The sequence below is a fragment of the Pseudomonas sp. 65/3-MNA-CIBAN-0223 genome (genome assembly GCF_040310425.1).
Taxonomy (GTDB): Bacteria; Pseudomonadota; Gammaproteobacteria; order Pseudomonadales; family Pseudomonadaceae; genus Aquipseudomonas; species Aquipseudomonas gregormendelii.
Map to the genome: position 1 here is coordinate 140726 of NZ_JBEOPV010000006.1, position 25970 is coordinate 166695.

Consider the following 25970-nt stretch of genomic DNA (forward strand, 5'->3'; position numbering starts at 1 on the left):
GAAGGCTGCGATCTTTTGATCTTCGCCAGAAACCAAAAACCCCGAGGCTTTCGCAACGGGGCTTTTGTGTGACAGCTCAACGCTTAGTGATGCTCACGCGTCGCACGGAATTTCACGTCCGGCCAGCGCTCTTCCATCAGCGCCAGGTTGACCCGGGTCGGGGCGAGGTAGGTCAGGTGACCGCCGCCGTCGACCGCGAGGTTTTCCACAGCCTTGACGCGGAATTCCTCCATCTTCTTCTTATCGTCGCAATCGATCCAGCGCGCCGAGTACACGGTGATCGGCTCGTACGAGCACTCGACCTTGTATTCCTCTTTCAAGCGGCTGGCGACCACGTCGAACTGCAGCACACCCACGGCGCCGAGGATGATGTCGTTGCTGCGCTCGGGGAAGAACACCTGGGTCGCGCCCTCTTCGGCCAGTTGCTGCAAGCCTTGGCGCAGCTGTTTGGATTTCAGCGGATCGCGCAGACGCACACGACGGAACAGCTCCGGGGCGAAGTGCGGGATACCGGTGAAGCCCAGGACTTCGCCTTCGGTGAAGGTGTCGCCGATCTGGATGGTGCCGTGGTTGTGCAGGCCGATGATGTCGCCGGCGAAGGCTTCTTCCAGTTGCTCACGCTCGGAGGAGAAGAACGTCAGGGCGTCGCCGATCCGTACATCCTTGCCGGTGCGTACGTGGCGCATCTTCATGCCCTTTTCGTATTTGCCGGAGCAGATACGCATGAAGGCGATACGGTCGCGGTGTTTGGGGTCCATGTTCGCCTGGATCTTGAACACGAAGCCGGTGAATTTCTCTTCGATCGGTTCCACGGTGCGCTCGTTGGCGACCCGCGCCAGGGGTTTCGGCGCCCAATTGATCACGGCGTCCAGCACGTGATCGACACCGAAGTTGCCCAAGGCAGTACCGAAGAACACCGGAGTCAGCTGGCCGTCGAGGAATTCCTGTTGGTTGAATTCGTGGCAGGCGCCCTGCACCAGCTCCAGCTGGTCGACGAAGCGGTCGTACTCGTCGCCCAAATGCGCGCGGGCTTCGTCCGAGTCGAGCTTCTCGATGATCTTCACATCGGTACGTTCGTGGCCGTGACCGGCGGTGTAGACGATGATGTAGTCGTCGGCCAGGTGATACACACCCTTGAAGTCGCGGTAGCAACCGATCGGCCAGGTGATCGGCGCAGCCTTGATCTTCAGGACCGCTTCGATTTCGTCGAGCAGTTCAATCGGGTCACGGATGTCGCGGTCGAGTTTGTTGATGAAGCTGACAATCGGCGTGTCCCGCAGACGGCAGACGTCCATCAGCGCGATGGTCCGTGGCTCCACACCCTTACCGCCGTCGAGGACCATCAATGCCGAGTCGACCGCCGTCAGGGTACGGTAGGTATCTTCGGAGAAGTCTTCGTGGCCCGGGGTGTCGAGCAGGTTAACCATGTGGTCGCGATACGGGAACTGCATGACCGACGTGGTAATGGAAATACCCCGTTGTTTTTCCATTTCCATCCAGTCGGAGGTGGCATGGCGGTCGGACTTGCGGGACTTCACCGTGCCGGCAACCGCGATCGCCTTGCCCATCAGCAGGAGCTTCTCGGTGATGGTGGTCTTACCGGCATCGGGGTGGGAAATAATGGCGAAAGTGCGGCGTTTCGCGACTTCGGCGGCCTGTTTGGTCATGGGAAATCGCCTGGCAGGTGATTCAAAAAAGGGCGGCGAGTATAGCTTAAAACGCGCCCCACGGACCACCGCTCGTACCCTCCCCCAAACACCTTCGGCAGCTCCGACGGTGGCTATTTGCTGTTATTTATGGAACCTTTTAAAAGGTAGAGACGTCCACTCCCCTGTTACAGCACTCGTGTCAGGGGCTGATAAATCAGCAAGTTGGCCTGACGAGGCTGCGCTTATGGCTCGATAAGCCGCACGCATTTCCCCTGTAGGAGCGAGCTTGCTCGCGATGGATGTCAACGATAACGCGGGCTATTCGGTTAACCGCGGTGTCGGGACATTTTTCGCGAGCGAGCTCGCTCCTACAGGGAAGGCGTGCGGCATGAGCTGCTTCTCGCGAACGTTGCATTGCCCGGCAGCCAGGAATGGCACTGCCACTCGGGACTGCGTTCGCCGACAAAGAAAAAAAGGAGTCCGCCTGTGGCTATTCGCTATGGCAAAGGGCTGATAGGAGGTGCGGTTGTCGTCGCACTCCTGGCCCTGCTGGTCCACTGGATCGGCATCAATACGATCGAACATTACCGCGACGATTTGTTGTTTTACCTGCAAGCCCATTTGATGCTCGTCCTCGCTTCCATGCTGGCCGCCCTTGTTGTGGGCATACCCGCCGGTATCTTCCTCAGTCGCCCAACCATGGTTGGCCGTGCTGAACGCTTCATGCAAATCTTCAACATCGGCAACACCGTGCCGCCCCTGGCCGTACTGGCCATCGCCCTGGGCATCCTTGGCATCGGCAGTGGTCCCGCGATCTTCGCCCTGTTCCTTGCCTCGCTGTTGCCGATCGTGCGCAACACCTATGAAGGCCTGAAAAACGTCCAGGGTTCGCTCAAGGAAGCAGCCGTCGGCATCGGCATGACGCCGACTCAAGTGCTGTGGCGGGTCGAACTGCCAAACGCCGTACCGATCATCATCGGTGGTGTGCGTGTGGCCCTGGCGATCAACGTCGGTACGGCACCGCTGGCCTTCCTGATCGGCGCCAACAGCCTGGGCAGCCTGATTTTCCCTGGCATCGCCCTGAACAATCAGCCGCAACTGCTGCTCGGCGCGGCGTGTACCGCCTTGCTGGCCTTGCTGCTCGATGGTCTGGTGACACTGGCCAGCCGCCTCTGGCTCGAACGCGGCTTGCGCCCGTCTTAAGCCTCGGCAAAGGAATATTTATGAAAGCTCTCCACCTGAAAGGCATGACCTTGATAATGGGCTGTGTCCTGCTGTTCGCAGGATTGGCTCAAGCCGCTGAAAAACCGGTGATTCGCATCGGCGCCCGGGTGTTCACCGAACAGACCCTGCTCGCGGAAATTACTTCCCAGTACCTGCGCACCAAGGGTTACGACACCCAGGTGACGGGCGGTCTGGGCAGCAACCTCGCTCGCAGCGCTCAGGAAAGCGGTCAACTGGACCTGATTTGGGAATACACCGGCGTGTCGCTGGTGGCTTACAACCACATCACTGAAAAGCTCGACAGCGCCCAGTCCTACGCCCGGGTGAAAGAACTGGACGCAAAAAAAGGCCTGGTCTGGCTCACCCCGTCGAAGTTCAGCAACACCTACGCCCTGGCACTGCCGGAAACCACCGCCAAGGCTTATCCGCAGATCAACACCATCAGCGAGCTGAACACGGTGATGCAGGCTGAGGCGAAGACTAACCACCTCGTCGCCCTGGACACCGAGTTTGCCAACCGTTCCGACGGCATGGCCGGCATGGTCGAGCTCTATGGCATGAACCTGACCCGGAAAAACACGCGCCAGATGGATGCCGGGCTGGTCTATACCGCCCTGCGTAATGGCCAGGTGTTCGCCGGCCTGGTCTACACCACCGACGGTCGCTTGAACGCCTTCAAACTCAAGTTGCTGGAAGACGACAAGCACTACTTCCCGGACTACACCGCAGCGCCGGTGGTACGCCAGGCTTACCTCGACGCTCATCCCAAACTCGCGGAAGAAATCAAACCGCTGGCCGAGCTGTTCGATGACGAGACCATGCGTGCTCTGAATGCGCGGGTCGACGTCGGTCACGAAAGCCCATCATCCGTTGCCGCCGATTTCCTGCGCCAGCACCCAATCAACTAAGGAGGAAAAGACATGGAATTTTTGAACGCCTTTTCCCATCTCGACTGGGCCCAGGTGGCGCATCTGACCTGGCAGCACATCACCCTGGTCGGCATTGCCGTGACCCTGGCGATCGTAGCCGGCGTGCCGCTGGGCATCCTGATGACCCGTTTCCCGGCACTGGCCGGGCCGCTGCAGGCCAGCGCCACGGTGCTGCTGACGGTGCCGTCGATCGCACTTTTCGGCCTGCTGCTGCCGTTCTACTCCAAATTCGGCCAGGGCCTGGGTCCGATGCCGGCGATCACCGCCGTCTTCCTGTACTCGCTGCTGCCGATCATGCGTAACACCTACCTCGCCCTGACGGGCGTGGAACCTGGCATTCGCGAAGCCGCCCGCGGTATCGGCATGACCTTTGGCCAGCGCCTGCGCATGGTCGAGCTGCCGATTGCAGTGCCGGTGATCCTCGCCGGTGTACGCACCGCCGTGGTCATGAACATCGGTGTCATGACTATCGCCGCCACCATCGGTGCCGGTGGCCTGGGTGTACTCATTCTCGCTTCAATCAGCCGCAGCGATATGTCGATGCTGATCGTCGGCGCCGTGCTGGTCAGTCTCCTGGCCATCTTCGCCGACCTGCTTCTGCAATGGCTGCAACGCACGCTGACTCCAAAAGGACTGCTCAAATGATCGAACTTCAAAACCTCAGCAAGACCTTCCAAAGCAACGGCAAAGATGTGAAAGCCGTGGACTCCGTCAGCCTGACCGTCAATGAAGGCGAAATCTGTGTGTTCCTCGGACCATCGGGCTGCGGCAAAAGCACCACGCTGAAAATGATCAACCGCCTGATCAAGCCCACCTCGGGCAAGATCCTGATCAACGGCGAGGACACCACCGACCTCGACGCCGTGACCCTGCGCCGTAACATCGGCTATGTGATCCAGCAGATCGGTCTGTTCCCGAACATGACCATCGAGGAAAACATCACCATCGTCCCGCGCCTGTTGGGCTGGGACAAACAGAAATGCCACGACCGCGCCCGCGAGTTGATGAGCATGATCAAGCTTGAACCCAAGCAGTATCTCAATCGCTACCCGCGTGAACTGTCGGGCGGCCAGCAGCAGCGGATCGGTGTGATCCGTGCGCTGGCGGCAGATGCGCCGTTGCTGTTGATGGACGAACCGTTCGGCGCGGTCGACCCGATCAACCGCGAGATGATCCAGAACGAATTCTTCGAGATGCAACGCGCGCTGAACAAGACCGTGATCATGGTCAGCCACGACATCGACGAAGCGATCAAGCTGGGCGACAAGATTGCGATCTTCCGCGCAGGCAAATTGTTGCAGATCGATCATCCGGACACCTTGCTGGCGCACCCTGCGGATGACTTTGTCAGCAACTTCGTCGGCCAGGACAGCACCCTCAAGCGCCTGTTGCTGGTGAAGGCTGAAGACGCGGCGGACAACGCGCCATCGGTCAGCCCGGAAACCCCGGTGGCCGACGCCCTGGAGCTGATGGACGAGCATGACCGCCGTTATGTGGTGGTGACGGATGGTGAGAACAAGGCGCTGGGCTATGTCCGACGTCGTGACCTGCATCGCCAGGCCGGCACGTGCGCGCAATACCTGCGCGAGTTCAACGCCACGGCGGCCTACGACGAGCATTTGCGCATCCTGTTGTCGCGCATGTACGAGTTCAACCGCTCGTGGTTGCCGGTGATGGACGCCGATCGGGTGTTCCTGGGTGAAGTGACCCAGGAGTCGATTGCCGAGTACCTGAGCTCCGGCAAGTCCCGTGGCGGCAAGACCAGCATTGTTTCGCCAGCCGAGACTGCGGTCGCCTGACAAAAAATAACTGTAGGAGCGAGCTTGCTCGCGATGCACTCAATGGCGCCGCGGGGTATCAGGTTCCCTGCGCTATCGTTGAGGTCCATCGCGAGCAAGCTCGCTCCTACACGTATTCAAATCTCCCTTCTTGGGGAACATCACACTGTCATGCAGGTCGGTTACATCAGTAACTGTCCAGGACCGCACGACGGAAGCGTGCAAAAACGCGACATTTTTTGTTGATCTCGAGCCCCTCACGCCCTAAAGTTCGCGCCGAACGTCCATGCTGGAAACGATCCATCCGGCTCAAGTACTGACGACGAGACAGCAAGGCCAAGGGAAGCACCGCCTCCCGTGGCCTTTTTTGCTTTCGGCGACATGCCTTGGGAAGTAGGCGAACCAAAGTGGGGATACGGAGGACGTTCATTTACACCCATTGACCAAATCAGTTTGCCCTTAGGAGTCTCCAGCATGTCGATCAACGTCGAAGATTATTTCGAGCGCGCCACCTTTGACAAAATGAAGGCGTTCGCCGACAAGCAAGAAACCCCGTTCGTGGTGATCGACACCGCGATGATCAGCCAGGCCTACGATGACCTGCGCGCCGGTTTCGAGTTCGCCAAAGTCTATTACGCGGTAAAAGCCAACCCGGCGGTCGAGATCATCGACCTGTTGAAAGACAAGGGGTCGAGCTTCGACATCGCATCGATCTACGAGCTGGACAAGGTCATGGACCGCGGCGTCAGCGCCGACCGTATCAGCTACGGCAACACCATCAAGAAATCCAAAGACATCCGTTATTTCTACGACAAGGGCGTGCGCCTGTTCTCCACCGACTCCGAAGCCGACTTGCGCAACATTGCCAAGGCTGCACCGGGCTCGAAAGTCTACGTGCGTATTCTCACCGAAGGCTCGACCACCGCCGACTGGCCTCTGTCGCGCAAATTCGGCTGCCAGACCGACATGGCCATGGACCTGCTGATCCTGGCCCGCGACCTCGGCCTGGTGCCTTACGGCATCTCCTTCCACGTCGGGTCGCAACAGCGCGACATCAGCGTCTGGGACGCGGCGATCGCCAAGGTCAAAGTGATCTTCGAGCGCCTGAAAGAAGAAGACGGCATTGTGCTCAAGCTGATCAACATGGGCGGTGGCTTCCCGGCCAACTACATCACCCGCACCAACAGCCTGGAAACCTACGCCGAGGAAATCATCCGCTTCCTCAAGGAAGACTTCGGTGACGACCTGCCGGAAATCATCCTGGAGCCGGGCCGTTCGCTGATCGCCAACGCTGGCATCCTGGTCAGCGAAGTGGTGCTGGTTGCGCGCAAATCCCGTACCGCCGTCGAGCGTTGGGTGTACACGGATGTGGGCAAGTTCTCCGGCCTGATCGAAACCATGGACGAAGCCATCAAGTTCCCGATCTGGACCGAGAAGAAAGGCGAGATGGAAGAAGTAGTCATCGCCGGCCCCACCTGCGACAGCGCCGACATCATGTACGAAAACTACAAATACGGCCTGCCACTGAACCTGGCAATCGGTGACCGTATGTACTGGCTGTCGACCGGTGCCTACACCACCAGCTACAGCGCCGTAGAGTTCAATGGCTTCCCGCCGCTGAAATCGTATTACGTGTAAGCGGTAGACACGCGCAAGACAAAAAGCCCATGACACGTCATGGGCTTTTTTGTGTTGAACCGCATTCCCTGTAGGAGCTGCCGCAGGCTGCGATCTTTTGATCTTGTTTTTCAAAGGCCAGATCAAAAGATCGCAGCCTGCGGCAGCTCCTACGCAGAATTGCATTACAGCTACGGTTTCGTCATTGCCAGCCGTTACAGCGGATCGCGTTCCAATTCGGTTTGGCGCTGGGCGTAGTCGGTTGCCAATGCGCGGATTTGCGGATCGGCGGCGCTTGCCAACGCCTGGCTCGCCACCCGCAGGAAATTCAGGTTGCCACCCGCCAGCGCCTTGCGCAACCAGCCCAGCGCTTCGGCGACATTGCATTCATTCGCCAGCACCGCGGCATAACTGAACTGCCCGCGAAAATCGCCGCCAACCGCCGAGCGTCGATACCAGTCACGCGCCGCCTTCGGATCAACCGGGCAGTACTGGCCTTCTTCGAGATAACGCCCCAGCAGGTTCATCGATTTCGCGTGGCCAAGCCCGGCGGCACGGCGATACAAATCAAGCGCCTGGCGTTGATCTACCGCCACCCCACGCCCGGTTGCCAGCAGGTTGGCGTAGTTGTACATCGCCCAATCCAGGCCTGCGTCTGCGGCGATCCGATAATGCCCGGCCGCCACTGCGGCGTCCGCAGCGCACCCCCACCCGTGTTCATGGCAGCGACCCAGCATGTTGCGCGCCATCAGGTGGCCGCGTTTCGCCGCGATCTCGAACCAGCGCAGGGCCAGTGGCAAATCCTGCTCGATACCTTGCCCGTCCAGCAGGATCTGCCCGAGCAATGCCTGGGCATCCAGGAGGTTCTCGCGGGCGGCGATCAGGATGGCCTGGGCAGCACGCGCCGGGCTTTCGTCGAGCATCGCCTTGAGCCGTTCACCGTCCAGAACTTCCTCGCGGCGCAATTGAAAAGTCATACCTCGACCCAGCGGCGCAGCAGGTTGTGATAGGTGCCGGTCAGGCGGATCAATGAAGGATGATCGGGCATGTCCTGAGTCAACTGACGGATCGCCCCGTCCATCTCGAACAGCAGCGCGCGCTGGCTGTCCTCGCGCACCAGGCTCTGGGTCCAGAAGAACGAGGCAAAACGTGTCCCGCGGGTAACCGCGTTGACCTTGTGCAGGCTGGTGCCGGGATACAGGACCATATCACCGGCAGGCAATTTCACCCGCTGGGTGCCGAAGGTGTCCTGGATCTCCAGTTCGCCGCCGTCATAGTCCTCGGGCTCGCTGAAGAACAGGGTGGCCGACAAGTCGGTGCGCACACGCTCGATACTGTTCTGCGGCTGGCGCACTGCGTTGTCGATATGGAAGTCGAAACTGCCGCCCGCCGTATAACAGTTCAGCAACGGCGGGAAGACCTTGTGCGGCAGGGCTGCGGACATGAACAGCGGATTTTTCCACAGCCGTTCCAGCATCGCTGCGCCGATTTCCTTGGCCAGTGGATGGCCTTCCGGCAGCTGCAAATTATGCTTGGCCTTGGCCGATTGGTAGCCCGCCGTGATTTTGCCATCCGCCCAATCCGCCTGCTCCAGGGCCTCCCGGATACGCTGCACTTCTTCTTTCGCGAACACGCCGGGAATGTGCAGCAACATGGAGGCAATACCTGCAGGCAAAGGGATGTCAATGGTATTGATTCTTATTGACTGTGTAAAACCCTCGCGACGAACGAATCAGCAAAAACCGTAAGGTTAAATTGTAAAGAATGTAAATTCAGTGCGAATAGTAATGTTTCGCAATTGATACGAATACCTGTTTACCCTATATTCCGCGACCTCAAATCCTTGGGGAGGGGAATTTCAATGTCACGCCAACAACTACAATCAACTGTCAGTTCACCGCGTTTGCTCGCGTCCGCAATTGGCGTGGCAATCACTGCCGGCTCCGCAGGCCAAATGGTTTTGGCCGCAGAGAAGACCGACGCCAAGGCGCAGGGCAACACGATCTCCCTGGACGCCACCTCGATCAACGCTGAATCTCAGGAAGCGACCAGCTACAACGTCGAAAAAGCCTCCTCGCCCAAGTACACCGCGCCACTGGTAGACACGCCGCGCTCTGTCACCGTGATTCCGCAACAGGTACTCAAGGACACTGGCGCCCTGAACATGCAGGATGCGTTGCGGACTGTTCCGGGCATCACGTTCGGTGCCGGTGAAGGTGGCAACCCCCAGGGTGACCGCCCATTCATCCGTGGTTTCGATGCCCAGGGGGATACGTACCTGGACGGCGTGCGCGACACCGGCTCGCAAAGCCGCGAGATCTTCGCGGTAGAGTCGATCGAAGTCAGCAAAGGCCCGAACTCGGCCATTGGCGGCCGTGGCGCTGCCGGTGGCAGCATCAACATGGTGAGCAAGAGGGCCCATCTGGGCGATTCCCTCGACGGTGGATTCACCTGGGGTTCGGACCAGACGCAACGCTACACCTTCGACGGCAACTACCAGTTCACCGACACCGCCGCTGGCCGTCTGAACCTGATGAGCCACGAAAGCAACGTCGCCGGCCGTGATAGCGTCGACTACGACCGCTGGGGCATCGCGCCGTCCGTGGCTTTCGGCCTGGGTACCGACACCCGCGTCAATCTCGATTACTACCATCTGGAAAGCAACGACACGCCAGACTCGGGCATTCCGTACAGCATTCCGGTTGCCGGTTCTGCCGCGCGCACCAAGTCCAACCCGGACACGCCGGATGACGGTGGCGACAGCAGCAACTTCTACGGCCTGGACGGACGCGACTTCCGCAAGGGCCGCACCGACACCGCGACCATCGCCATCGAGCATGACCTGAACGATGCCCTGACCGTGAAGAACACCCTGCGCCACGGCAGCAGCATGCAGGATTACATCCTGACCCAGCCAGACGACTCCAAGGGCAACGTCAACAATGGCAGCGTCTGGCGTCGTGCCAACACCCGTGTCAGCAACACTGACACCACCACCAACCAGACCGATCTGTTTGGTGACGTGTACATCGCCGGGTTCAAGAACAGCTTCGCCACCGGTATCGAGTTGAGCCACGAGAAGAGTCAGAAGTCCTCGTACAGCGTCGACACCGATACCACTCCAGGCGGCAACCCAGTCACCACCAACTGCAGCCCTGCACTGATTGGCGCGCCAAGCGGCTACAACTGCACCTCGCTGTCAAACCCGAACCCGAGCGATCCGTGGAACGGCGCAATCTCGCGTAACTACGCCGGCACCGACACCTCCAGCACCACCCGCGCACTGTACGTGTTCGACACCCTGGAATTGTCCCAGCAGTGGCTGGTCAACATGGGCCTGCGCTACGACCACTTCGACACCAAGTACAAGACCTACAACGCTGCCGGCGCGACCGTGGTGACCAATGGCAACGCCTCCAAAGGCAAGGACACCAGCGAGTTCATCACCGGTCAGTTCGGCGTGGTCTACAAGCCGGCTGAGAACGGCAGCATCTACGCCTCGTACGCTACGTCAGCGACGCCGCCGGGCAATACCCTGGGCGAAGGTCAGGAAGGCAACCCGCTGGGTGGCACTCCGGATCGCACCGGCAACCTGCTGAGCAGCGACATGGAGCCGGAAACCACCAAGAACTACGAAATCGGTACCAAGTGGGATCTGCTCAATGATCGCCTGTCCCTGACCGCCGATATCTTCCGCACCGAAAAGGACAATGCTCGTGTTCAAGTGGACACCACGTCCTATGAAAACGCCGGCAAGACCCGCGTGCAAGGTATCGAACTGTCGGCCAGCGGCAAGATCACTGACAAATGGCAGGTCTTCGCCGGTTACGCCTACATGGACAGCGAGCAAGTCGACGGCGGCCCACTGGGCGCAGCCAACGATGGCAACGAACTGCCTAACACGCCGAAAAACAGCGCCAGCCTCTGGACGACCTACCAGGTCACGCCGAAGCTGACCGTCGGTGGCGGCGCGTTCTACGTCGATGACGTGTTCGGCAGCGTGGCCAACACCACCATGGTTGATGACTATGTTCGCTACGACGCGATGGTTGCCTACAAGCTGACCAAAAACGTGGACCTGCAGCTGAACGTGCAGAACCTGACCGACGAAACCTACTACGACAAAGCCTTCTCGACCCACTTCGCCAACCAGGCGGCGGGCCGTACGGCATTGTTGAGCACCAACTTCCACTTCTGATAAAGGGTGAGCTCCACCCATAGCAGGAGCGAGCTCGCTCGCGATGGACGTCAACGATGACGCGGGCAGCCTGATACCCCGTGCTGTTCTCGAGTTTTTCGCGAGCAAGCTCGCTCCTACGGGTAGCGCCGAGCGTTACCGCCTGGCCCCGTTCATCCAGATGAACGGGGCTTTTGTGCGTAATAGACAAGGCATCCCGTCAACCCACGGCATAATGCGCGCCGTGATGATTATTTTCGAACGAACAAGGCGAGCGACGTGTTGAAGAAAACCCTGTTCCAGCTGCACTGGTTTTTCGGCATCAGCGCCGGGCTGGTCCTGGCCCTGATGGGCATCACCGGGGCGACCGTGTCGTTCCAGGATGAAATCCTCAGTGCGCTGAACCCATCGGTGTTGCAGGTCCAGAAGCAGGTCGCCGGCGTCCTGCCGCCTGCCGAACTGGTGGAACGCATCGAAGCGGCCTCCGGCAAGAAAGTCTCGATGCTCAGCGTCGAAACCGACAGCGGCGCAGCGGCCAAGGTGTTCTTCACCCCCAAGCCCGGCGAGCGCCGCGGCGAGATGCGCTACTTCGATCCCTACACCGCCGAGTTCATGGGCGATGCCGCCGGCCAGGGCTTTTTCGGCCTGATGCTGCAACTGCACCGCTTCCTCGCCATGGGCGATACCGGCCGGCAGATCACCGGGGCATGCACGCTGATCCTGGTGTTCTTCTGCCTGTCCGGCCTGTACCTGCGCTGGCCCCGCCAGTGGAAAAGCTGGCGCGCCTGGCTGACCCTGGACTGGAAGAAAAAAGGCCGCAGCTTCAACTGGGACCTGCATTCGGTCGCCGGCACCTGGTGCCTGCTGTTCTACCTCCTGGCGGCACTCACCGGCCTGTCCTGGTCTTACGAGTGGTACAACAAGGGCCTGACCCGCTTGCTGTCCGATTCACCGCAAAATGAGCGGGTGCGCGGCGGACGCGGGCCTGCCCCCAGCGGTCCGGCGCCGACAGCCGACTACGCAGCCATGTGGAGCAGTATCTACAGCGCTGCGGGTCCCGCACTGAGCGCCTACAACATTCGCATGCCGCCTGTGGCCGGCCAGCCGGCGACCGTGTTCTATCTGCTGAAGACCTCACCCCACGACCGCGCCTTGAACCAGATCACCCTCGATCCCGCCACCGGCATCGTCAAGCGGCATGACCGCTACAGCGACAAGAGCCTCAAGGCGCAGTTGCTGACCAGCATTTACGCCCTGCATGTCGGCAGTTACTTCGGGATTGTCGGGCGGGTGATCCTGACCCTCAGTGCCCTGACCATGCCGTTGTTCTTCATCACCGGCTGGTTGCTGTACCTCGACCGTCGACGCAAGAAAAAGCACATCAGAGACGCTCGCAACGGCCTTGCCCAACCGTCGGTCGACGCCCCATCCTGGTTGATCGGGTTCGCCAGCCAGAGCGGCTTTGCCGAACAGTTGGCCTGGCAGACCGCCGGGCAATTGCAGGCCGCCGGCTTGCCGGTGAAAGTGCAGCCACTGGCCAGTGTCAGCGAGCAGGACCTGCAGGATTCAAGCAACGCGCTGTTCGTGGTCAGTACCTTTGGCGACGGCGAAGCGCCGGACAGCGCCCGGGGTTTCGAGCGCAAGGTGCTGGGTCGCGCCATGAGCCTGGACAGCCTGAACTATGCGGTGCTGGGCCTCGGTGATCGGCAGTATCAACACTTCTGCGGATTCGCCCGACGCTTGCACACCTGGCTGGGCGAGCATGGCGGCAAGACGCTGTTCGCCCCGGTGGAAGTCGACAGCGGCGACCCCTACGCCTTGCGTCACTGGCAGCAGCAACTCGGCCAGCTGACCGGACAGGCGCCCCTGGACACCTGGCAAGCACCCAGCTACGACAACTGGACGCTGACCCGCCGCGAACTGATGAACCCGGACAGCAGCGGTTCGCCGGTCTACCTGTTGGGCCTGACCGCCCCCACTGCCAGCGGCTGGCTCGCCGGTGACCTAGTGGAGGTACTGCCGCGTAACTGCTCATGGGCGATCGAGCACTTCCTCGATGGCCTGGGGATAGACGGTCGAGCCACCGTGACCCTCGATGGCCTGGCACAAACCCTGGAGCAGGCCCTGGCCAGTCGCCAACTGCCGCAGAACCGCGCGCATCTGGTCGGCCTGCATGCCCAGTCGCTGGTGGATGCACTGGTGCCGCTGGCCATGCGCGAATACTCCATCGCCTCGATCGCCGCCGACGGCATCCTGGAACTGATCGTGCGTCAGGAAGTGCACCCGGACGGCAGCCTGGGCGTCGGCTCCGGCTGGTTGACCGAGCACGCACCGGTAGGTGGCAGCATCAGCCTGCGGGTTCGGCGCAACAGCAGTTTCCACCTGCCAACCGAGCCGGTACCGATGATCTTGCTGGGCAACGGCACTGGCCTGGCCGGGCTGCGCAGCTTGCTCAAGGCGCGGATCGCCGATGGCCAGCAGCGGCATTGGCTGCTGTTCGGCGAGCGTAATCGCGAGCACGACTTTCTTTGTCGCGATGAGCTGCAGGAATGGCTGGTTTCGGGGGATCTGGAGCGTCTGGACCTGGCGTTCTCGCGAGACCAGGCGCAGAAGATTTATGTGCAGGACCGGCTGCGCGAGTCGGCCGATCTACTCAAGCAATGGCTGGCCGAAGGCGCCGTGATCTACATCTGCGGCAGCCTGCAGGGCATGGCCTCAGGGGTGGATCACGTACTCAACGAAGTGCTGGGAATTGAACACGTCGACAAGCTGATCGAGCAAGGCCGCTACAGACGCGACGTTTACTGAAACCCAAAATCCCGGGATATCCCCTGTGGGAGCAAAGCTTGCTCGCGATGGCGTCTCCAATCCAGCATTGATGTGACAGCTGGACCGCTATCGCGAGCGAGCTTTGCTCCCACAGTCGGCTCTGTGTGCGCCGCCGATACCCTGTAGGAGCGAGCTTGCTCGCGATGGTCGTTAACGAAGACGCGGGGAAGCTGATGCCCCGCGCTGCCCTCGGTCTTTTCGCGAGCAAGCTCGCTCCTACAGGGGACTGCTATCAGGCCTTGGCGGGCTCGAGTGCCAGTTCGACGGCTTCCGGGCGTTTGAGCAGCGCATAGGCCACCGCCGTCACCAGGCTCCCTGCAACGATCGCCAGCAGATAGAGCAAGGCATGGTTGATCGCATTCGGAATGGCCAGCACGAACAACCCGCCGTGCGGTGCCATGAGCTTGCAGCCGAAGTACATCGACAATGCACCCGTCAGCGCCCCACCAGCGATGCTCGCCGGGATCACCCGCAACGGATCCTTGGCAGCGAAGGGAATCGCGCCTTCGGAAATGAAGCACAGCCCCAACACAAAAGCAGCTTTACCCGCCTCCCGCTCTGACTGGGCGAACTTGCGCCGGGCGATGAAGGTGGCGATGCCCAACCCGATCGGCGGCACCATCCCGGCGGCCATGGTCGCGGCCATCGGTGCATAACTCTGCGATGCCAGCAGCCCTACCGAGAACGCGTAGGCGGCCTTGTTGATCGGCCCGCCAAGGTCGACGCACATCATGCCGCCGAGCAACACGCCCAGCAGGATCGCGTTGGTGGTGCCCATGCTGTCGAGGAATTGAGTGAGCCCTTCCAGCATCCCGGCTACGGGTTTGCCAACCACATAGATCATCACCAGGCCGGTGAACAAACTGGCGAGCAACGGGATGATCAGGATCGGTTTCAGCGCTTCGAGGCTCTGCGGCAATCGCGCATAACGATTGATCGCCTTGGCGGCATAACCGGCGATGAAACCGGCAATGATCCCGCCGATGAAGCCCGCGCCAAGGGTGCTCGCCAGCATACCGCCGATCATCCCCGGCGCGAGGCCCGGGCGGTCGGCGATCGAGTAGGCGATGTAACCCGCCAGCAACGGCACCATCAGTTTGAATGCGGTATCGCCACCGATCTGCATCAGCGCGGCAGCCAGGGTGCCCTCCTCCTTGAACGCGGTGATGCCGAACACAAACGACAAGGCGATCATCAAGCCGCCTGCCACGACCATCGGCAGCATGAACGACACGCCGGTCAGCAAGTGCTTATAGACGCCCGTCTTCTCCTGCTTGGCGGGGCCTTTGGTTCCACTCGCTGCAGTTTCCTGCGAGCCCTCGGCCAGCGCTTTTTTGAGGGTGGCCTCGGCTTGCTTGAGGGCGATACCCGTGCCGCAACGGTAGATTTTTTTCCCGGCAAAACGCTCGGTCGCCACCTCGATGTCACAGGCCAACAGCACCACATCGGCTTGGGCAATGGCCTCGGCACTCAGCGGATTGCGCGCGCCGACCGCCCCCTGGGTTTCGACTTGCAGGTCGTAGCCCAGGCGCTTGGCCGCTTGCTGCAGGGCTTCGGCGGCCATGAACGTATGGGCGACACCGGTCGGGCAGGCGGTAATCGCCACCAATCTCGGCGTGGTCTGGCCGGTGGGAAGTGCCTGGGCAACGGCTTCGGGGGCCTCGTAAATCTGCGCCTCATCAGCGCCCTTGCGCAGCACCGCCTCCACGTCCTGCAGGGCGTGGGCCGGAGTGCTCTGGAACACGCGCTTGCCGACGAATCTCGACATGTCCACAGTCGCACTGGTCACCAGCAATACCCACTCGGCCGCCTCCAGCGTGGCCGCCGACAATTGCCGCTCAGGGTGCGCCGCATCGGTAACTTCGACACTGGTGCTCCAGCCCTGACGCTGCGCTGCAGCATCCAGCAAACGGGCGCACAGCACACTGGTGACCATGCCGTTCGGGCAGGCCGTAACAATGGCTAACTTCATGACAATCCCTCTTATTGTTCTGTCAGGGGGCGTACGCGCACACCCTGTTCGAGCTGCGCCAATTGCGCGGTGTCGCCAATGCCGAAGCCAATCTGGGTCACGGCCATCGCGGCAATCGCCGTGGCGGTGCGCAGGGTCTGTTCAGGCGTGTCGGCGCTGAGCAAACCGTGGAGCATGCCGGCAAGCAACGAATCACCTGCGCCCACCGTGCTGGCGACGCTGACCTTGGGCGGCGTGGCGTGCATCGCCGAGCCAACGCTGAACCAGTTCACACCTTGCGCGCCATGGGAAATCACTACGTGCTCGATACCTTGCGCGTGCAAGCGACTCGCGACTTCGGCCTGCGCAGCCACCGACACCACTTCGCTATCGAATACCTCGGCCAGTTCTTCGGCGTTGGGCTTGATCAGCCAGGGTCCGGCCTTGAGCGCTGCGCGCAGGGCTTCGCCGCTGGTGTCGAGGGCCACCTTCAGGCCGAGATTCTTCAGACGCTCGATCAGTGCCTGCAACCATGCCGGGCTGACACCCTGGGGCAAACTGCCGGCGACGACGACCGCGTCATGATCGGGTGCGATTTCATCCAGGCGGTCAAGCAACGCCTGCTGCGCCGCGGCGCTGACCAGCGGTCCCGGACCGTTGACGTCGGTGATGCGCCCATCGCTCTCGGCGAGCTTGAGGTTGCTGCGGGTTTCACCCGGAACACGAATGAACGCATCGACAAAGCCGCGCCTGGCGAACAGCGTCTCGAATGCCTGGGGATTGTCTGCACCGAGAAACCCGCTGACCGTCAATTGATGCCCGAGGTCTGCCAGTACTTGCGCCACGTTCACGCCCTTGCCGGCCGCGTGGGTGTGCATCTCGTCACTGCGATTGACCTGGCCGGGTTCAAGGCGGGGCAGCTGGACAGTGAGGTCCAGTGCCGGGTTGAGGGTCAGGGTCAGGATCTTGGCCATTACAGGGCCTCCACTAGTGCGCGTACTTCATTCGCGCTGCCGACGGCCAGGGCCTGGCGGGCAACGGTTTGGGCCTGGGTGAGGCTGAGCTCGCGGATGCGCGCCTTGACCTCGGCGATGCTGCGACCAGAGACGCTCAACTCATCCACGCCGAGGCCGACCAGCACTGGCACCGCCAGTGGATCGGCAGCCAGCTCGCCGCACACACCGACCCATTTGCCATGCGCGTGGGCGGCTCGCACGGTGATGTCGATCAGTTGCAGCACCGCCGGGTGCAAGCCGTCCGCCTGCGCCGACAGGGTAGGATGACCGCGGTCGATGGCCAGGGTGTACTGGGTCAGGTCATTGGTGCCGACGCTGAAGAAGTCGACTTCCTTTGCCAGCACCGGCGCCAGCAAGGCCGCCGACGGCACTTCGATCATGATCCCCAGTTGCAGGTCCGCCACAGGGATTTCCAGGCGCAGGCGCTCGGTCATGTCCCGGGCCTGGCGCCACTCGTCGACGCTACCGACCATGGGAAACATGATGCGCAATGGCCGGTTGTCCGCGGCCCGCAACAAGGCCCGCAATTGCGCTTCCATGACCTTGGGACGTTGCAGGGTCAGGCGAATGCCCCGCACTCCAAGGAAAGGGTTTTCTTCCTTGGCGATCGGCCAGTACGGCAAGGGTTTGTCACCGCCGACATCGAGGGTGCGTACCACCAGCGGGCGACCGGCGAGGCCATCGAGCACGCGGCGATATTCCAGCTCTTGCGTGGCCTCGTCCGGCAGTTGCGGATGAGCCATGAAGATCAGTTCGGTACGCAGCAGGCCAATACCTTCGGCGCCCTGCTCCACGGCACTGGTGACACCCGCACTTTCGCCAATGTTGGCAAACACTTCGACGGCGTGGCCGTCGCTGGTCAGGGCCGGTTGATGCCGTTGCTCGGCGGCGGCCTTGAGCCGTTGTTCGCGGGTATCACGTTCTTCGGTAGCGCGCTGCAAGGTGGCGGCGTCGGCGTCCACGTGCAGGCGACCGCGCTGGCCATCCAGCAGCAATGGCGTACCTGGGGCCAGCAGCAACACGGCCGCGCCCGCACCGACCAGGGCCGGAATGCCCAGGGCCCGGGCGACGATTGCACTGTGTGCCGTAGCGCCGCCGCGTGCAGTGAGAATGCCGGCAACCCGCGCCGGGTCGAGACGTGCCACATCGGAAGGACCGACTTCGTCCATCACCAGGATGTAGGGTTGATCCGGCTCGCTCGGCGTCTCGATGCCACAGAGTTGCGCCAGTACCCGGCGCCCGATGTCCCGCAGGTCGGCTGCGCGTTCGGCGAGCAATGCATCCTGCAAGGCTTCCTGTTGCCGGGCCGCCGCTTCGATCACCGCCATCCACGCAGCTTCCGCGCTTTCGCCCTGCTTGAGACGGGTGTCGACTTCGTCGGTGAGTTCCGGGTCGTCGAGCATCTCCTGGTGGGTGATGAAAATCTCGCGGATGGCCTTGGCCTTGCTCCGTTCGATCAACCCTTGAATGTCTTGCCGCACCTGGGCCAACGCCAGCTTGAGACGCTCGCGCTCGATGGCAGCCGACTCTCCCCGCAGCGGGTATTCGATGGCTTGCAGCACCTGGATATGCGCCGGGCCGATGGCGATCCCGGGAGCGGCTGCGATCGCCTGAATCAGGCTGCCGGATGCCGGTGCCAGAAGCACCTCGGCGATGTCGGTGAGCACTTCTCGCTGCTGGCTCACGGCGGGCAATGGCTCGACTTCCTCACCAAGGCCCTCTTCGATGGCAGCCAGCAGAACGGGCAACGCGTCAGCGGCAATTCCCGGCTCGGCGACAAATTCCAGCACCTGACCACGGCGCGCGCCAAGGCTCAGCAGCTTGCTCAAACTCTTCACCGACACGGCGCTGTCCTGGCCATCGACGATCCGGACTCGGATCTCGCCGTCAAAACCCTTGGCCAGTTGAGCGAGGATCTTCGCCGGGCGTGCGTGCAGGCCATGGGCGTTGGCCAGGGCGATCCGTGCGCTTGGCCAGTCGGCAGGCAATTCCCCGCCCAGCACTTCGAGGACTTTGCGGCTGCTCGTTGCACGGCCCAGCTCATGGCCACGCCCTTCGATCAACAATGCGCACAGACGCTCTAGCAGGGCCTGATGCGCCTCGCCGAGGCTGGCCAGACAGAACAGGCCACTCAGCGGCTGGCCGAGGTAGCGCATCGGCTTGTCCGGCGTGACGAAGGCCAGGCCAGGACGCTTGACTGTCTGTTCGCTGTGCAGCCACCACAAACCATCGCCCAGCGGCAGCGCTTCAACCTGCTGCAGTACCGCAGCGAAACCATTACTCACACAATCCGCTTGGCGCAGTAGACGGGCACCGCGCCACACCAGCTCTTCGAAGTCGTCGGCGGACACACCCAGGCCAATCATCTGGGCATCCAGCGCCAGTTCCTGCGGTGCGCCCTGCAGGAGTTTGAGCAAGGCTTCGGCGCTGCTGGCACGACGCAGGGCCTGGCCCAGGTCGGTCTCGCCCAAGGCGCGGGTCAGCAGTTGCAGCAGGCGCAGGTGTTCATCGGATTTGGCCGCGATGCCGATCGCCAGGTAGACAATCTGCCCGTCGCCCCAGTCCACCCCTTCGGGGAACTGCATCAGGCGCACGCCGGTGGAAAACACCTGGTCGCGGGTATCCGGGGTACCGTGGGGGATGGCAATACCTTGACCGAGAAAAGTCGAGCCCTGGGCTTCCCGGGCTTGCAAGCCGGGGAGATACCCCTCGGCGACCAGTCCATCGGCAACCAGGTGCTGGGCCAGTAAATGCAACGCTGCGGACTTATCCACGGCCGATTGGCCCATGGATATCTGCTCAATAGTGAGCTCGAGCATGCTTTCTCCTTTTTGGCGCCGACAAGGTGCCAGGTATTGTTTTGGATAGTTCAGCTTAGGCGCTTGTTCAGCAAATTTGGCAGTTTCACGGCAGAACTGGCCAAGGCGCCTTAAACGTAGAAAATACGCCTGCTGAAACGTTTAATCTAGAAAGATTGGCACGTTACTCGATAATGTCCCATCCTTGAAGTCCAGATTGTCGGATGCGCTGCCACAATGGTCGCCTGCCTGAATCGGGTAGGATTTGCGAAAATGTCGGGCAAGCTCGAAAAAACAAGGAAAACCCGAGTTGAAACTCAGTGATATCGCCCAGTTGGCTGGGGTCTCCGTGACTACCGCCAGTTACGTCATCAATGGCAAGGCTGCACAGCAGCGCATCAGCAGCGCCACGGTCGAGCGCGTGCGCGCGGTAGTCGAACAGCATGGCTTCACCCCCAATCCACAAGCGGCAGGTTTGCGCAGTCGGCACACCCGCACCCTGGGGTTCATTCTGCCGGATCTGGAAAACCCCAGTTACGCGCGAATCGCCAAATTGCTCGAACAAGGCGCGCGGGCCCGTGGCTATCAGCTGCTGATCGCCAGTTCGGACGACGCACCCGAGAGCGAGCGGCAACTGTTGCAGCTGTTTCGCGCCCGGCGCTGCGATGCGCTGATCGTCGCCAGTTGCCTGCCCAGTGGCGACGACAGTTATCGCCAGCTGCAAGCCAAGGGAATTCCCATCATCGCGATCGACCGGGTCATGGAACCCGAGCATTTCTGTTCGGTGATCAGTGACGACCGCGAAGCCAGTCTGCAATTGACCCGCAGTCTGTTGCAGCCCTTGCCTACGCAGATTGCCCTGATCGGCGCGCGCCCTGAACTCAGCATCAGCCAGGAGCGTGCTGCAGGCTTCAAGCAGGCGTTGGCCGGGTTTGATGGCGAGGTGCTGATAGAGCACGGCGAGTCCTTCAGCCGCGAATGTGGCAAGCAGTTGATGGAGCAAATGCTGCAGCGCCTGGGTCACCTGCCCGATGCACTGGTTACCACCTCCTATGTGTTGTTGCAGGGCGTGTTCGATGCCTTGCACGATTTCCCACTGAAATCCCGGCCGTTGCGCCTTGGCACATTTGGCGACACCCAGTTGCTGGATTTCCTGCCACTGCCGGTGAATGCCATGGCCCAGCAACATCAGCTGATCGCCGACAAGGCCCTGCAATTGGCATTGGCGGCCATCGAGCAGTCGGACTATCAACCTGGCGTGCAAGCCATCGCCCGGACCTTCAAGCAGCGTATTCGCCAGGACTGAATCGTGGAGCTGATCGATACCCACACCCACCTGGACTTTGCCGATTTCGACGCCGATCGCACGGCGCTGCTGGCTGAAAGCCGCGCACTGGGTGTGCGGCGGATGGTGGTGCTAGGGGTTTACCAGGATAACTGGCAGCGGGTGTGGGACCTGGTGCAAAGCGATTCTGACTTGTACGCGGCGTTCGGCTTGCACCCGGTTTATCTGGACCAGCACCAGCCTGAGGATCTATCTGAGCTGGGTGCCTGGCTTGAGCGCTTGGCCGGCCATCGACAGGTGTGCGCGGTGGGCGAGATCGGCCTGGATTACTTCATAGAAACCCTGGACCGCGAGCGCCAGCAGGCGTTGTTCGAAGCGCAATTGCAACTGGCAGCGGATTTCAACTTGCCGGCGCTGATCCATGTGCGTCGCAGCCATGCGGCCGTGATCGCCACGCTCAAACGCCAGCGCCTGAAACGCGCGGGCATCATCCACGCGTTTGCCGGCAGCAAGGAAGAGGCTCGCGAGTACATCAAGCTGGGGTTCAAGCTCGGCCTGGGCGGCGCCGCGACCTGGCCCCAGGCCCTGCGCATGCACCGGGTGCTGGCCGAGTTGCCCCTGGACGCCGTGGTGCTGGAAACCGACTCGCCGGACATGGCCCCGGCGATGTACCCCGGCGAGCGCAACAGCCCGGCGCATTTGCCGGCTATCTGTGTGGCGTTGGCGGCGATCATGGGCGTCAGTGCAGAGCAGTTGGCGGCTGCCAGCAGTGCCAATGCGTGCGCAGTGTTCGATTGGACTATTCCAGCTCAGAGCGGCCTGTAGGAGCAAAGCTTGCTCGCGACTGCGGCATGACAGTCGACATAGGTGCTGAATGTCAGTCCGTCATCGCGAGCAAGCTTTGCTCCTACAGAGGTTGGCTCATACAAAAGTTTGCTTTCACAAAGCCTTGCTTGCGCTGAGTTTGCATCTGCAGGACCAGCCGGGGTGTCACACCCGGAATGCGCTGATCAGCTGCTTCAACTCCACCACCTGGAGCGACAGTGCCCTGCTCGCGTCTTCGGTCTGGTGCGCCCCTTCGGCCGTCCTTTCGCCCGCACGGTTGATCTCGACGATGTTCTGGTCGATGTCATGCGCCACGGCCGTCTGCTGCTCGACGGCAGCCGCGATCTGCTGGTTCTGGTCGACGATCATGCCGACTGCGTCGAGGATGTTTTCCAGCGCCTGCTGGACTTTCTCCGACTGCCCCACGGTACCGCTGGCCATCTGATGACTGCTGCCCATGGCCTTCACCGCGGCGCCTACGCCACTGTGCAGCTTGCTGATCATTTGCTCGATTTCTTCAGTCGATTGCTGGGTGCGCTTGGCCAGGGTCCTGACCTCATCGGCCACTACCGCAAATCCACGCCCCTGCTCACCCGCCCGCGCGGCCTCGATGGCCGCGTTGAGCGCCAGCAGGTTGGTTTGCTCGGCAATGCTCTTGATCACTTCAAGCACGCGGCTGATGGCCTGGCTGTCCGTGGCCAGTTGATTGATCACCAGCACCGACTGGTCGATTTCCCCGGCCAGAGCGGCAATGCTGCCCTGTTGCGATTGCACGAGGCCGCGCCCGCTAAGCGTCTCGTCATTGACGCTGTGGGCGCTACTGACCGCTGCGGCGGCACTGCGCGCCACTTCCAGGGAAGTCGCCGACATCTGGTTCATGGCGGTCGCCACCTGCTCGATCTGCAGGCGCTGCCCCGCCACGGCCTGGTTGCTGCGCGCGGAGACGTTTTCGACCTGGCCGGCCTGGCGCTCGACTTCACCTACGGTGTGCCCCACGCGCTCGATCAAGTCGTGGATTTTCTTCACGGTAGCGTTGAACACCTCGCCCAACTCACCCAGTTCATCGCGGCTATTGGCGTTGAAGGTTACTGTCATGTCGCCGGCCGCGACCTTGTCCATCATCGCGCCCAGGTTCTTCAAGGTGGTGCGGGTGGACGCGTAGAAACCGCCATACAGATAGAAAATCAGGATGAACACCACCGATAACGCCACAGCCTGCAGCACCATGTGCGTGCGGTTCTGCTCAAGGCGTTGCTGCAGCTGGGTCTCGAGGAATTTCAGGGTGGCTTCATTGAGCTGGTAGGTCTGGCCCATCAGGCCCGTGACCTGGTCGTAGAAACCCTGCCACGGCGCGTCCAGCGTATCAGCCATGACCACCTGCTCTTCAAACAGCTCGCTGGCTTTTTTCAAGGTCGACTGGCTGATATCGGCTTGAGCCGCCAGGCTTTCCCTGGCCGCCTTGCTTGAACCGAGTGCGTCCTGCAGCTTCAGCCCGTACTCGCCCTGGAGCTTTTCGATTTGCGCCAACAGCTCGTCGAAGCGGGTGCTCGACGCCGAATTGAGAAAGCCCTGCCCCAGGGAAAACGCACCCATGGCCCGCCCTTCACCCAGCAACTGGGTGACCGCAGGGGTAACGGTGGTAATGAGTTCGGTCAGTTGCCGCATGTCGCTTTGCGTATCGCGGCTCAGGCCGGCCTGACTGGCAATGATCTGGCTGAAAATCTGCGCGCTGCCAAGCAGCTTGCCGATCATGCCACTTTTACTCTGCACGGAGCTCTCGGCCTGCTGGGCCTTGAAGGCAGCGATCATTTCATCGCGCTTGGCCTCGAACACCGCAATCTGTTCCGGGTCCGACGACATGGCGCTCAACCCCTGCAGGCGTGCCAACAGGCTTTGTTCCAAAGCGCTGATTGTCGACTCGACGTTGCCGGCCTTGCCCGACTGCCCCAAGGTGACGTTGATCTGCACCAGGTTGTTGAGCGTTTCCAGATCCCGGCGCAGCGCCAGACTGCTGCCCAGCAGGTCGATGCTTTGCAGTTCGACCCGCGTGCCCTGGAATTCGCGATAGGAATCGCGCACCAGATAAAAGTTGGTCACCAGCATCGGTATGAGGAACAGCACGCTGATCAGGCTGAACTTCATGCCAAAGCTCAGGCGATTCATTAGCGCGACGGCGGGATAGAGCAAGCTCTTCACTGTGAAGTCTCCCTTGGATTTCTTATTGTTATTGGCAGGCGCACAGAGAAAGCAGATAGCCACTATTGAGCGCTGTCTCTGTATAGCTTAAATCGGCGGGAGTTTTTGTAACTTAAGGTTAACGACGAAGATCGTGTGCATCGATCTTCGTCGTCAGGGGGCAGGATTCAGGGAAGGACTGTCCACAGGGCGAAACCGGCGTACCAGAGCACGGCTGCGCGCAGCAGCAGCTCCCAGATCCGGTCGAGGCTGTTGATGCCGTCCGGGCCGACCACCGGTGCGGGGATCTCGCCGGCCACCAGGCCGACTTTTTCGATCAGCTGGGCCGCGCTGATGTCCCAGTTCAGCAGTTCGTGGAGCATGACCCGGCTGACCGCAACAAAGTTGCCGACCAATGCAAAGCTCGCCGCCAACAGGCGTACCGGTATCCAGTCGAAGGCATGGCGCAATTGCGCGGCACGCTCGGCGACTGCGGGGTTCTGGGAGTGGACTTCGGCCAGTGCCAGCAGGCGATAGCTCAGTGCAGCGACCGGGCCCAGCAGGAAGTACCAGAAGATCACCGCGAAGAAACTCTGGTAGGCCTCCCACAGCAAGTGCGCCTGGACGCGTTCGAGCAACTGTTCGCCACTGTCTGCGCAGATAGCCAGATCACGGTTCGCCACATGCCCGGCCGCTTGCAAGTCTTCCCGGCGCCAGGCGTCGCGGAAGGGGCCGAGGCCGGCGAGCAGATCGCCGCGGCCCAGGCTGTAGATCACCACCAGCAAATGCACAGGCAAGGCCAACAAGCCGTAGGCCACTGGATCGAGGACGACCAACAGCAGGCCCAGCAGCGCAACAGGCAGCAACACCAGAATCACCAGCACCAGCCATGGGTGGCTCGCCAGGCGGGGGCTGGCTTCAAGCTTGTGCAGTTCGCGCAACCATCCGCCGTCGCGCTGGACCCGATGACGCAGGGCCGAGAACTTCTCGATCCAGACCGCCAACAGCAACACCAGAAAACTCATTGTTGTTCCTCTTTTGCCAGGGCTGCGCGATAGCGTGCCCAGTCGAACGCTGGCCCCGGATCGGTCTTGCGACCGGGTGCGATGTCACTATGACCGCAAATACGCTGTGGCGTGATGGCCGGGAAAGCCCTCTGCAATTGTCGGGTCAGCCCCGTCAGCGCCTCGTATTGAGCGTCAGTGAAAGGCTGATCATCGGTGCCTTCAAGCTCAATGCCCACGGAAAAATCGTTACAAGTTTCCCGCCCTTCGAAAACCGAGACCCCCGCGTGCCAGGCACGCTCAAGGCAAGAGACAAATTGAGTCAGGGTGCCATCTCGTTCAATCAGAAAGTGCGCGGACACCCGCAGATCGGCAATCCCCGCAAAATACGGATGCTCCGTGACATCCAGGCGATTCTGGAAAAACGCCTGCACCTTGCCGGTGGCGAATTGCGCTGGCGGCAGGCTGATGTTGTGGATCACCAGCAGGGAAATTTCATCCGTAGGGCGCGCATTGAAGTTGGGCGAAGGACAGACCTGGGCGCCTTCACACCAACCACTCGCGGGGTCCAACTGCATACTGGCTCCTTCAGGGTCGACTGTATTGGCCCCCAGTATGCCGCGATAGACCCTCCCTGCGCGATCACTTGCCACGATTGATCTCCCGGGCCAGGCGACCAAATGCAGGTTTCACCAGCGCGCAGGGCCTCTGAT

General features: G+C 61.4%; 18 protein-coding genes and 1 pseudogene. 9 read left to right on the forward strand and 10 right to left on the reverse strand.

The window, feature by feature from the left end; all coding sequences use genetic code 11:
• Positions 1-83: 83 nt before the first annotated feature.
• Positions 84-1667: a peptide chain release factor 3 gene (locus tag AAEZ09_RS08820; RefSeq protein WP_045060017.1), complete on the reverse strand. Its 1584-nt coding sequence runs from the start codon at positions 1665-1667 to the stop codon at positions 84-86.
• A gap of 468 nt (positions 1668-2135) precedes the next feature.
• Here AAEZ09_RS08820 and AAEZ09_RS08825 point away from each other — a divergent pair, with 468 nt between their 5' ends.
• The 5 genes from AAEZ09_RS08825 to AAEZ09_RS08845 all read left to right on the forward strand — a co-directional run bounded on the left by AAEZ09_RS08825 (position 2136) and on the right by AAEZ09_RS08845 (position 7218).
• Entirely contained in the window at positions 2136-2852 is a 717-nt protein-coding gene (locus AAEZ09_RS08825; protein ID WP_045060018.1) for an ABC transporter permease, read from the forward strand.
• A 20-nt stretch (positions 2853-2872) separates the two neighbouring features.
• On the forward strand, positions 2873-3781 hold the full coding sequence (locus AAEZ09_RS08830) for a glycine betaine ABC transporter substrate-binding protein (RefSeq protein ID WP_414704656.1): 909 nt from the start codon (positions 2873-2875) through the stop codon (positions 3779-3781).
• 12 nt (positions 3782-3793) lie between these two features.
• Entirely contained in the window at positions 3794-4447 is a 654-nt protein-coding gene (locus AAEZ09_RS08835) for an ABC transporter permease (protein ID WP_350599085.1), read from the forward strand.
• Complete coding sequence (locus tag AAEZ09_RS08840) at positions 4444-5601, forward strand: osmoprotectant ABC transporter ATP-binding protein OsmV (protein ID WP_045060020.1); 1158 nt, start codon at positions 4444-4446, stop codon at positions 5599-5601. The genes AAEZ09_RS08835 and AAEZ09_RS08840 overlap by 4 nt, the downstream gene beginning before the upstream one ends.
• Positions 5602-6054: 453 nt before the next feature.
• On the forward strand, positions 6055-7218 hold the full coding sequence (locus AAEZ09_RS08845) for a type III PLP-dependent enzyme (protein ID WP_045060021.1): 1164 nt from the start codon (positions 6055-6057) through the stop codon (positions 7216-7218).
• 194 nt (positions 7219-7412) lie between these two features.
• Here AAEZ09_RS08845 and AAEZ09_RS08850 read toward each other — a convergent pair whose 3' ends face one another.
• Positions 7413-8174, reverse strand: coding sequence for a tetratricopeptide repeat protein (locus AAEZ09_RS08850; protein WP_350599088.1), 762 nt, complete (start codon positions 8172-8174; stop codon positions 7413-7415).
• Positions 8171-8851, reverse strand: coding sequence for a Fe2+-dependent dioxygenase (locus AAEZ09_RS08855; RefSeq protein WP_045060023.1), 681 nt, complete (start codon positions 8849-8851; stop codon positions 8171-8173). Before AAEZ09_RS08855 ends, AAEZ09_RS08850 begins: the two co-directional genes overlap by 4 nt.
• 207 nt (positions 8852-9058) lie before the next feature.
• Between AAEZ09_RS08855 and AAEZ09_RS08860 the strand changes: the two genes are divergently transcribed.
• Together AAEZ09_RS08860 and AAEZ09_RS08865 are read left to right on the forward strand one after the other, a co-directional pair.
• Entirely contained in the window at positions 9059-11395 is a 2337-nt protein-coding gene (locus AAEZ09_RS08860; protein WP_350599091.1) for a TonB-dependent receptor, read from the forward strand.
• 258 nt (positions 11396-11653) lie between these two features.
• Positions 11654-14182 carry a PepSY domain-containing protein gene (locus AAEZ09_RS08865; protein ID WP_350599092.1) on the forward strand — a complete coding sequence of 843 codons (2529 nt, stop codon included), beginning with the start codon at positions 11654-11656 and terminating at the stop codon, positions 14180-14182.
• 253 nt (positions 14183-14435) lie between these two features.
• Here the strand turns inward: AAEZ09_RS08865 and AAEZ09_RS08870 are convergent, their stop codons facing one another.
• From AAEZ09_RS08870 to ptsP, 3 genes are read right to left on the reverse strand one after another with little or no spacing between them, the layout of a single operon-like run.
• Positions 14436-16175 (reverse strand): PTS fructose-like transporter subunit IIB, encoded by a 1740-nt coding sequence (locus AAEZ09_RS08870; protein ID WP_350599093.1) that lies wholly within the window; start codon positions 16173-16175, stop codon positions 14436-14438.
• 11 nt (positions 16176-16186) lie between these two features.
• Complete coding sequence (pfkB, locus tag AAEZ09_RS08875) at positions 16187-17128, reverse strand: 1-phosphofructokinase (RefSeq protein ID WP_045060028.1); 942 nt, start codon at positions 17126-17128, stop codon at positions 16187-16189.
• Positions 17128-19989: a phosphoenolpyruvate--protein phosphotransferase gene (gene ptsP, locus AAEZ09_RS08880; protein ID WP_350599095.1), complete on the reverse strand. Its 2862-nt coding sequence runs from the start codon at positions 19987-19989 to the stop codon at positions 17128-17130. The genes pfkB and ptsP overlap by 1 nt, the downstream gene beginning before the upstream one ends.
• Positions 19990-20278: 289 nt before the next feature.
• On the opposite strand from ptsP, the gene cra reads away from it, so the two are divergent.
• The gene (cra, locus tag AAEZ09_RS08885) at positions 20279-21274 is read left to right on the forward strand and encodes a catabolite repressor/activator (RefSeq protein WP_045060030.1); all 996 of its coding nucleotides are present in this window, start codon (positions 20279-20281) and stop codon (positions 21272-21274) included.
• A gap of 3 nt (positions 21275-21277) precedes the next feature.
• A complete protein-coding gene (locus tag AAEZ09_RS08890; protein WP_350599097.1) occupies positions 21278-22078 on the forward strand; it encodes a TatD family hydrolase in 801 nt (266 codons plus the stop codon).
• A gap of 165 nt (positions 22079-22243) precedes the next feature.
• On the opposite strand, the gene AAEZ09_RS29395 is transcribed toward AAEZ09_RS08890, so the two are convergent.
• The 4 genes and pseudogenes from AAEZ09_RS29395 to ampD form a co-directional block, all read right to left on the reverse strand.
• Positions 22244-23173, reverse strand: a complete 930-nt coding sequence (locus AAEZ09_RS29395; RefSeq protein ID WP_442963628.1) for a methyl-accepting chemotaxis protein — start codon at positions 23171-23173, stop codon at positions 22244-22246.
• Positions 23150-24241 (reverse strand): annotated as a pseudogene (locus AAEZ09_RS29400) (methyl-accepting chemotaxis protein); the annotation flags it as partial. The pseudogene AAEZ09_RS29400 and the gene AAEZ09_RS29395, both read right to left, overlap by 24 nt.
• A gap of 200 nt (positions 24242-24441) precedes the next feature.
• Positions 24442-25278 (reverse strand): regulatory signaling modulator protein AmpE, encoded by an 837-nt coding sequence (ampE, locus tag AAEZ09_RS08900; RefSeq protein ID WP_045060033.1) that lies wholly within the window; start codon positions 25276-25278, stop codon positions 24442-24444.
• Complete coding sequence (gene ampD, locus AAEZ09_RS08905; RefSeq protein WP_045060034.1) at positions 25275-25835, reverse strand: 1,6-anhydro-N-acetylmuramyl-L-alanine amidase AmpD; 561 nt, start codon at positions 25833-25835, stop codon at positions 25275-25277. The genes ampE and ampD overlap by 4 nt, the downstream gene beginning before the upstream one ends.
• Positions 25836-25970 lie beyond the last annotated feature (135 nt).

Coding starts and splice junctions, on each gene's coding strand:
- AAEZ09_RS08870 (WP_350599093.1), bottom strand. CDS start 16,175: ATGAAGTTAGCCATTGTTACGGCCTGCCCGAACGGCATGGTCACCAGT.
- ptsP (WP_350599095.1), bottom strand. CDS start 19,989: ATGCTCGAGCTCACTATTGAGCAGATATCCATGGGCCAATCGGCCGTG.
- AAEZ09_RS08860 (WP_350599091.1), top strand. CDS start 9,059: ATGTCACGCCAACAACTACAATCAACTGTCAGTTCACCGCGTTTGCTC.
- AAEZ09_RS29395 (WP_442963628.1), bottom strand. CDS start 23,173: ATGACAGTAACCTTCAACGCCAATAGCCGCGATGAACTGGGTGAGTTG.
- ampE (WP_045060033.1), bottom strand. CDS start 25,278: ATGAGTTTTCTGGTGTTGCTGTTGGCGGTCTGGATCGAGAAGTTCTCG.
- AAEZ09_RS08850 (WP_350599088.1), bottom strand. CDS start 8,174: ATGACTTTTCAATTGCGCCGCGAGGAAGTTCTGGACGGTGAACGGCTC.
- AAEZ09_RS08845 (WP_045060021.1), top strand. CDS start 6,055: ATGTCGATCAACGTCGAAGATTATTTCGAGCGCGCCACCTTTGACAAA.
- AAEZ09_RS08830 (WP_414704656.1), top strand. CDS start 2,873: ATGAAAGCTCTCCACCTGAAAGGCATGACCTTGATAATGGGCTGTGTC.
- ampD (WP_045060034.1), bottom strand. CDS start 25,835: ATGCAGTTGGACCCCGCGAGTGGTTGGTGTGAAGGCGCCCAGGTCTGT.
- AAEZ09_RS08820 (WP_045060017.1), bottom strand. CDS start 1,667: ATGACCAAACAGGCCGCCGAAGTCGCGAAACGCCGCACTTTCGCCATT.
- pfkB (WP_045060028.1), bottom strand. CDS start 17,128: ATGGCCAAGATCCTGACCCTGACCCTCAACCCGGCACTGGACCTCACT.
- AAEZ09_RS08835 (WP_350599085.1), top strand. CDS start 3,794: ATGGAATTTTTGAACGCCTTTTCCCATCTCGACTGGGCCCAGGTGGCG.
- AAEZ09_RS08840 (WP_045060020.1), top strand. CDS start 4,444: ATGATCGAACTTCAAAACCTCAGCAAGACCTTCCAAAGCAACGGCAAA.
- AAEZ09_RS08855 (WP_045060023.1), bottom strand. CDS start 8,851: ATGTTGCTGCACATTCCCGGCGTGTTCGCGAAAGAAGAAGTGCAGCGT.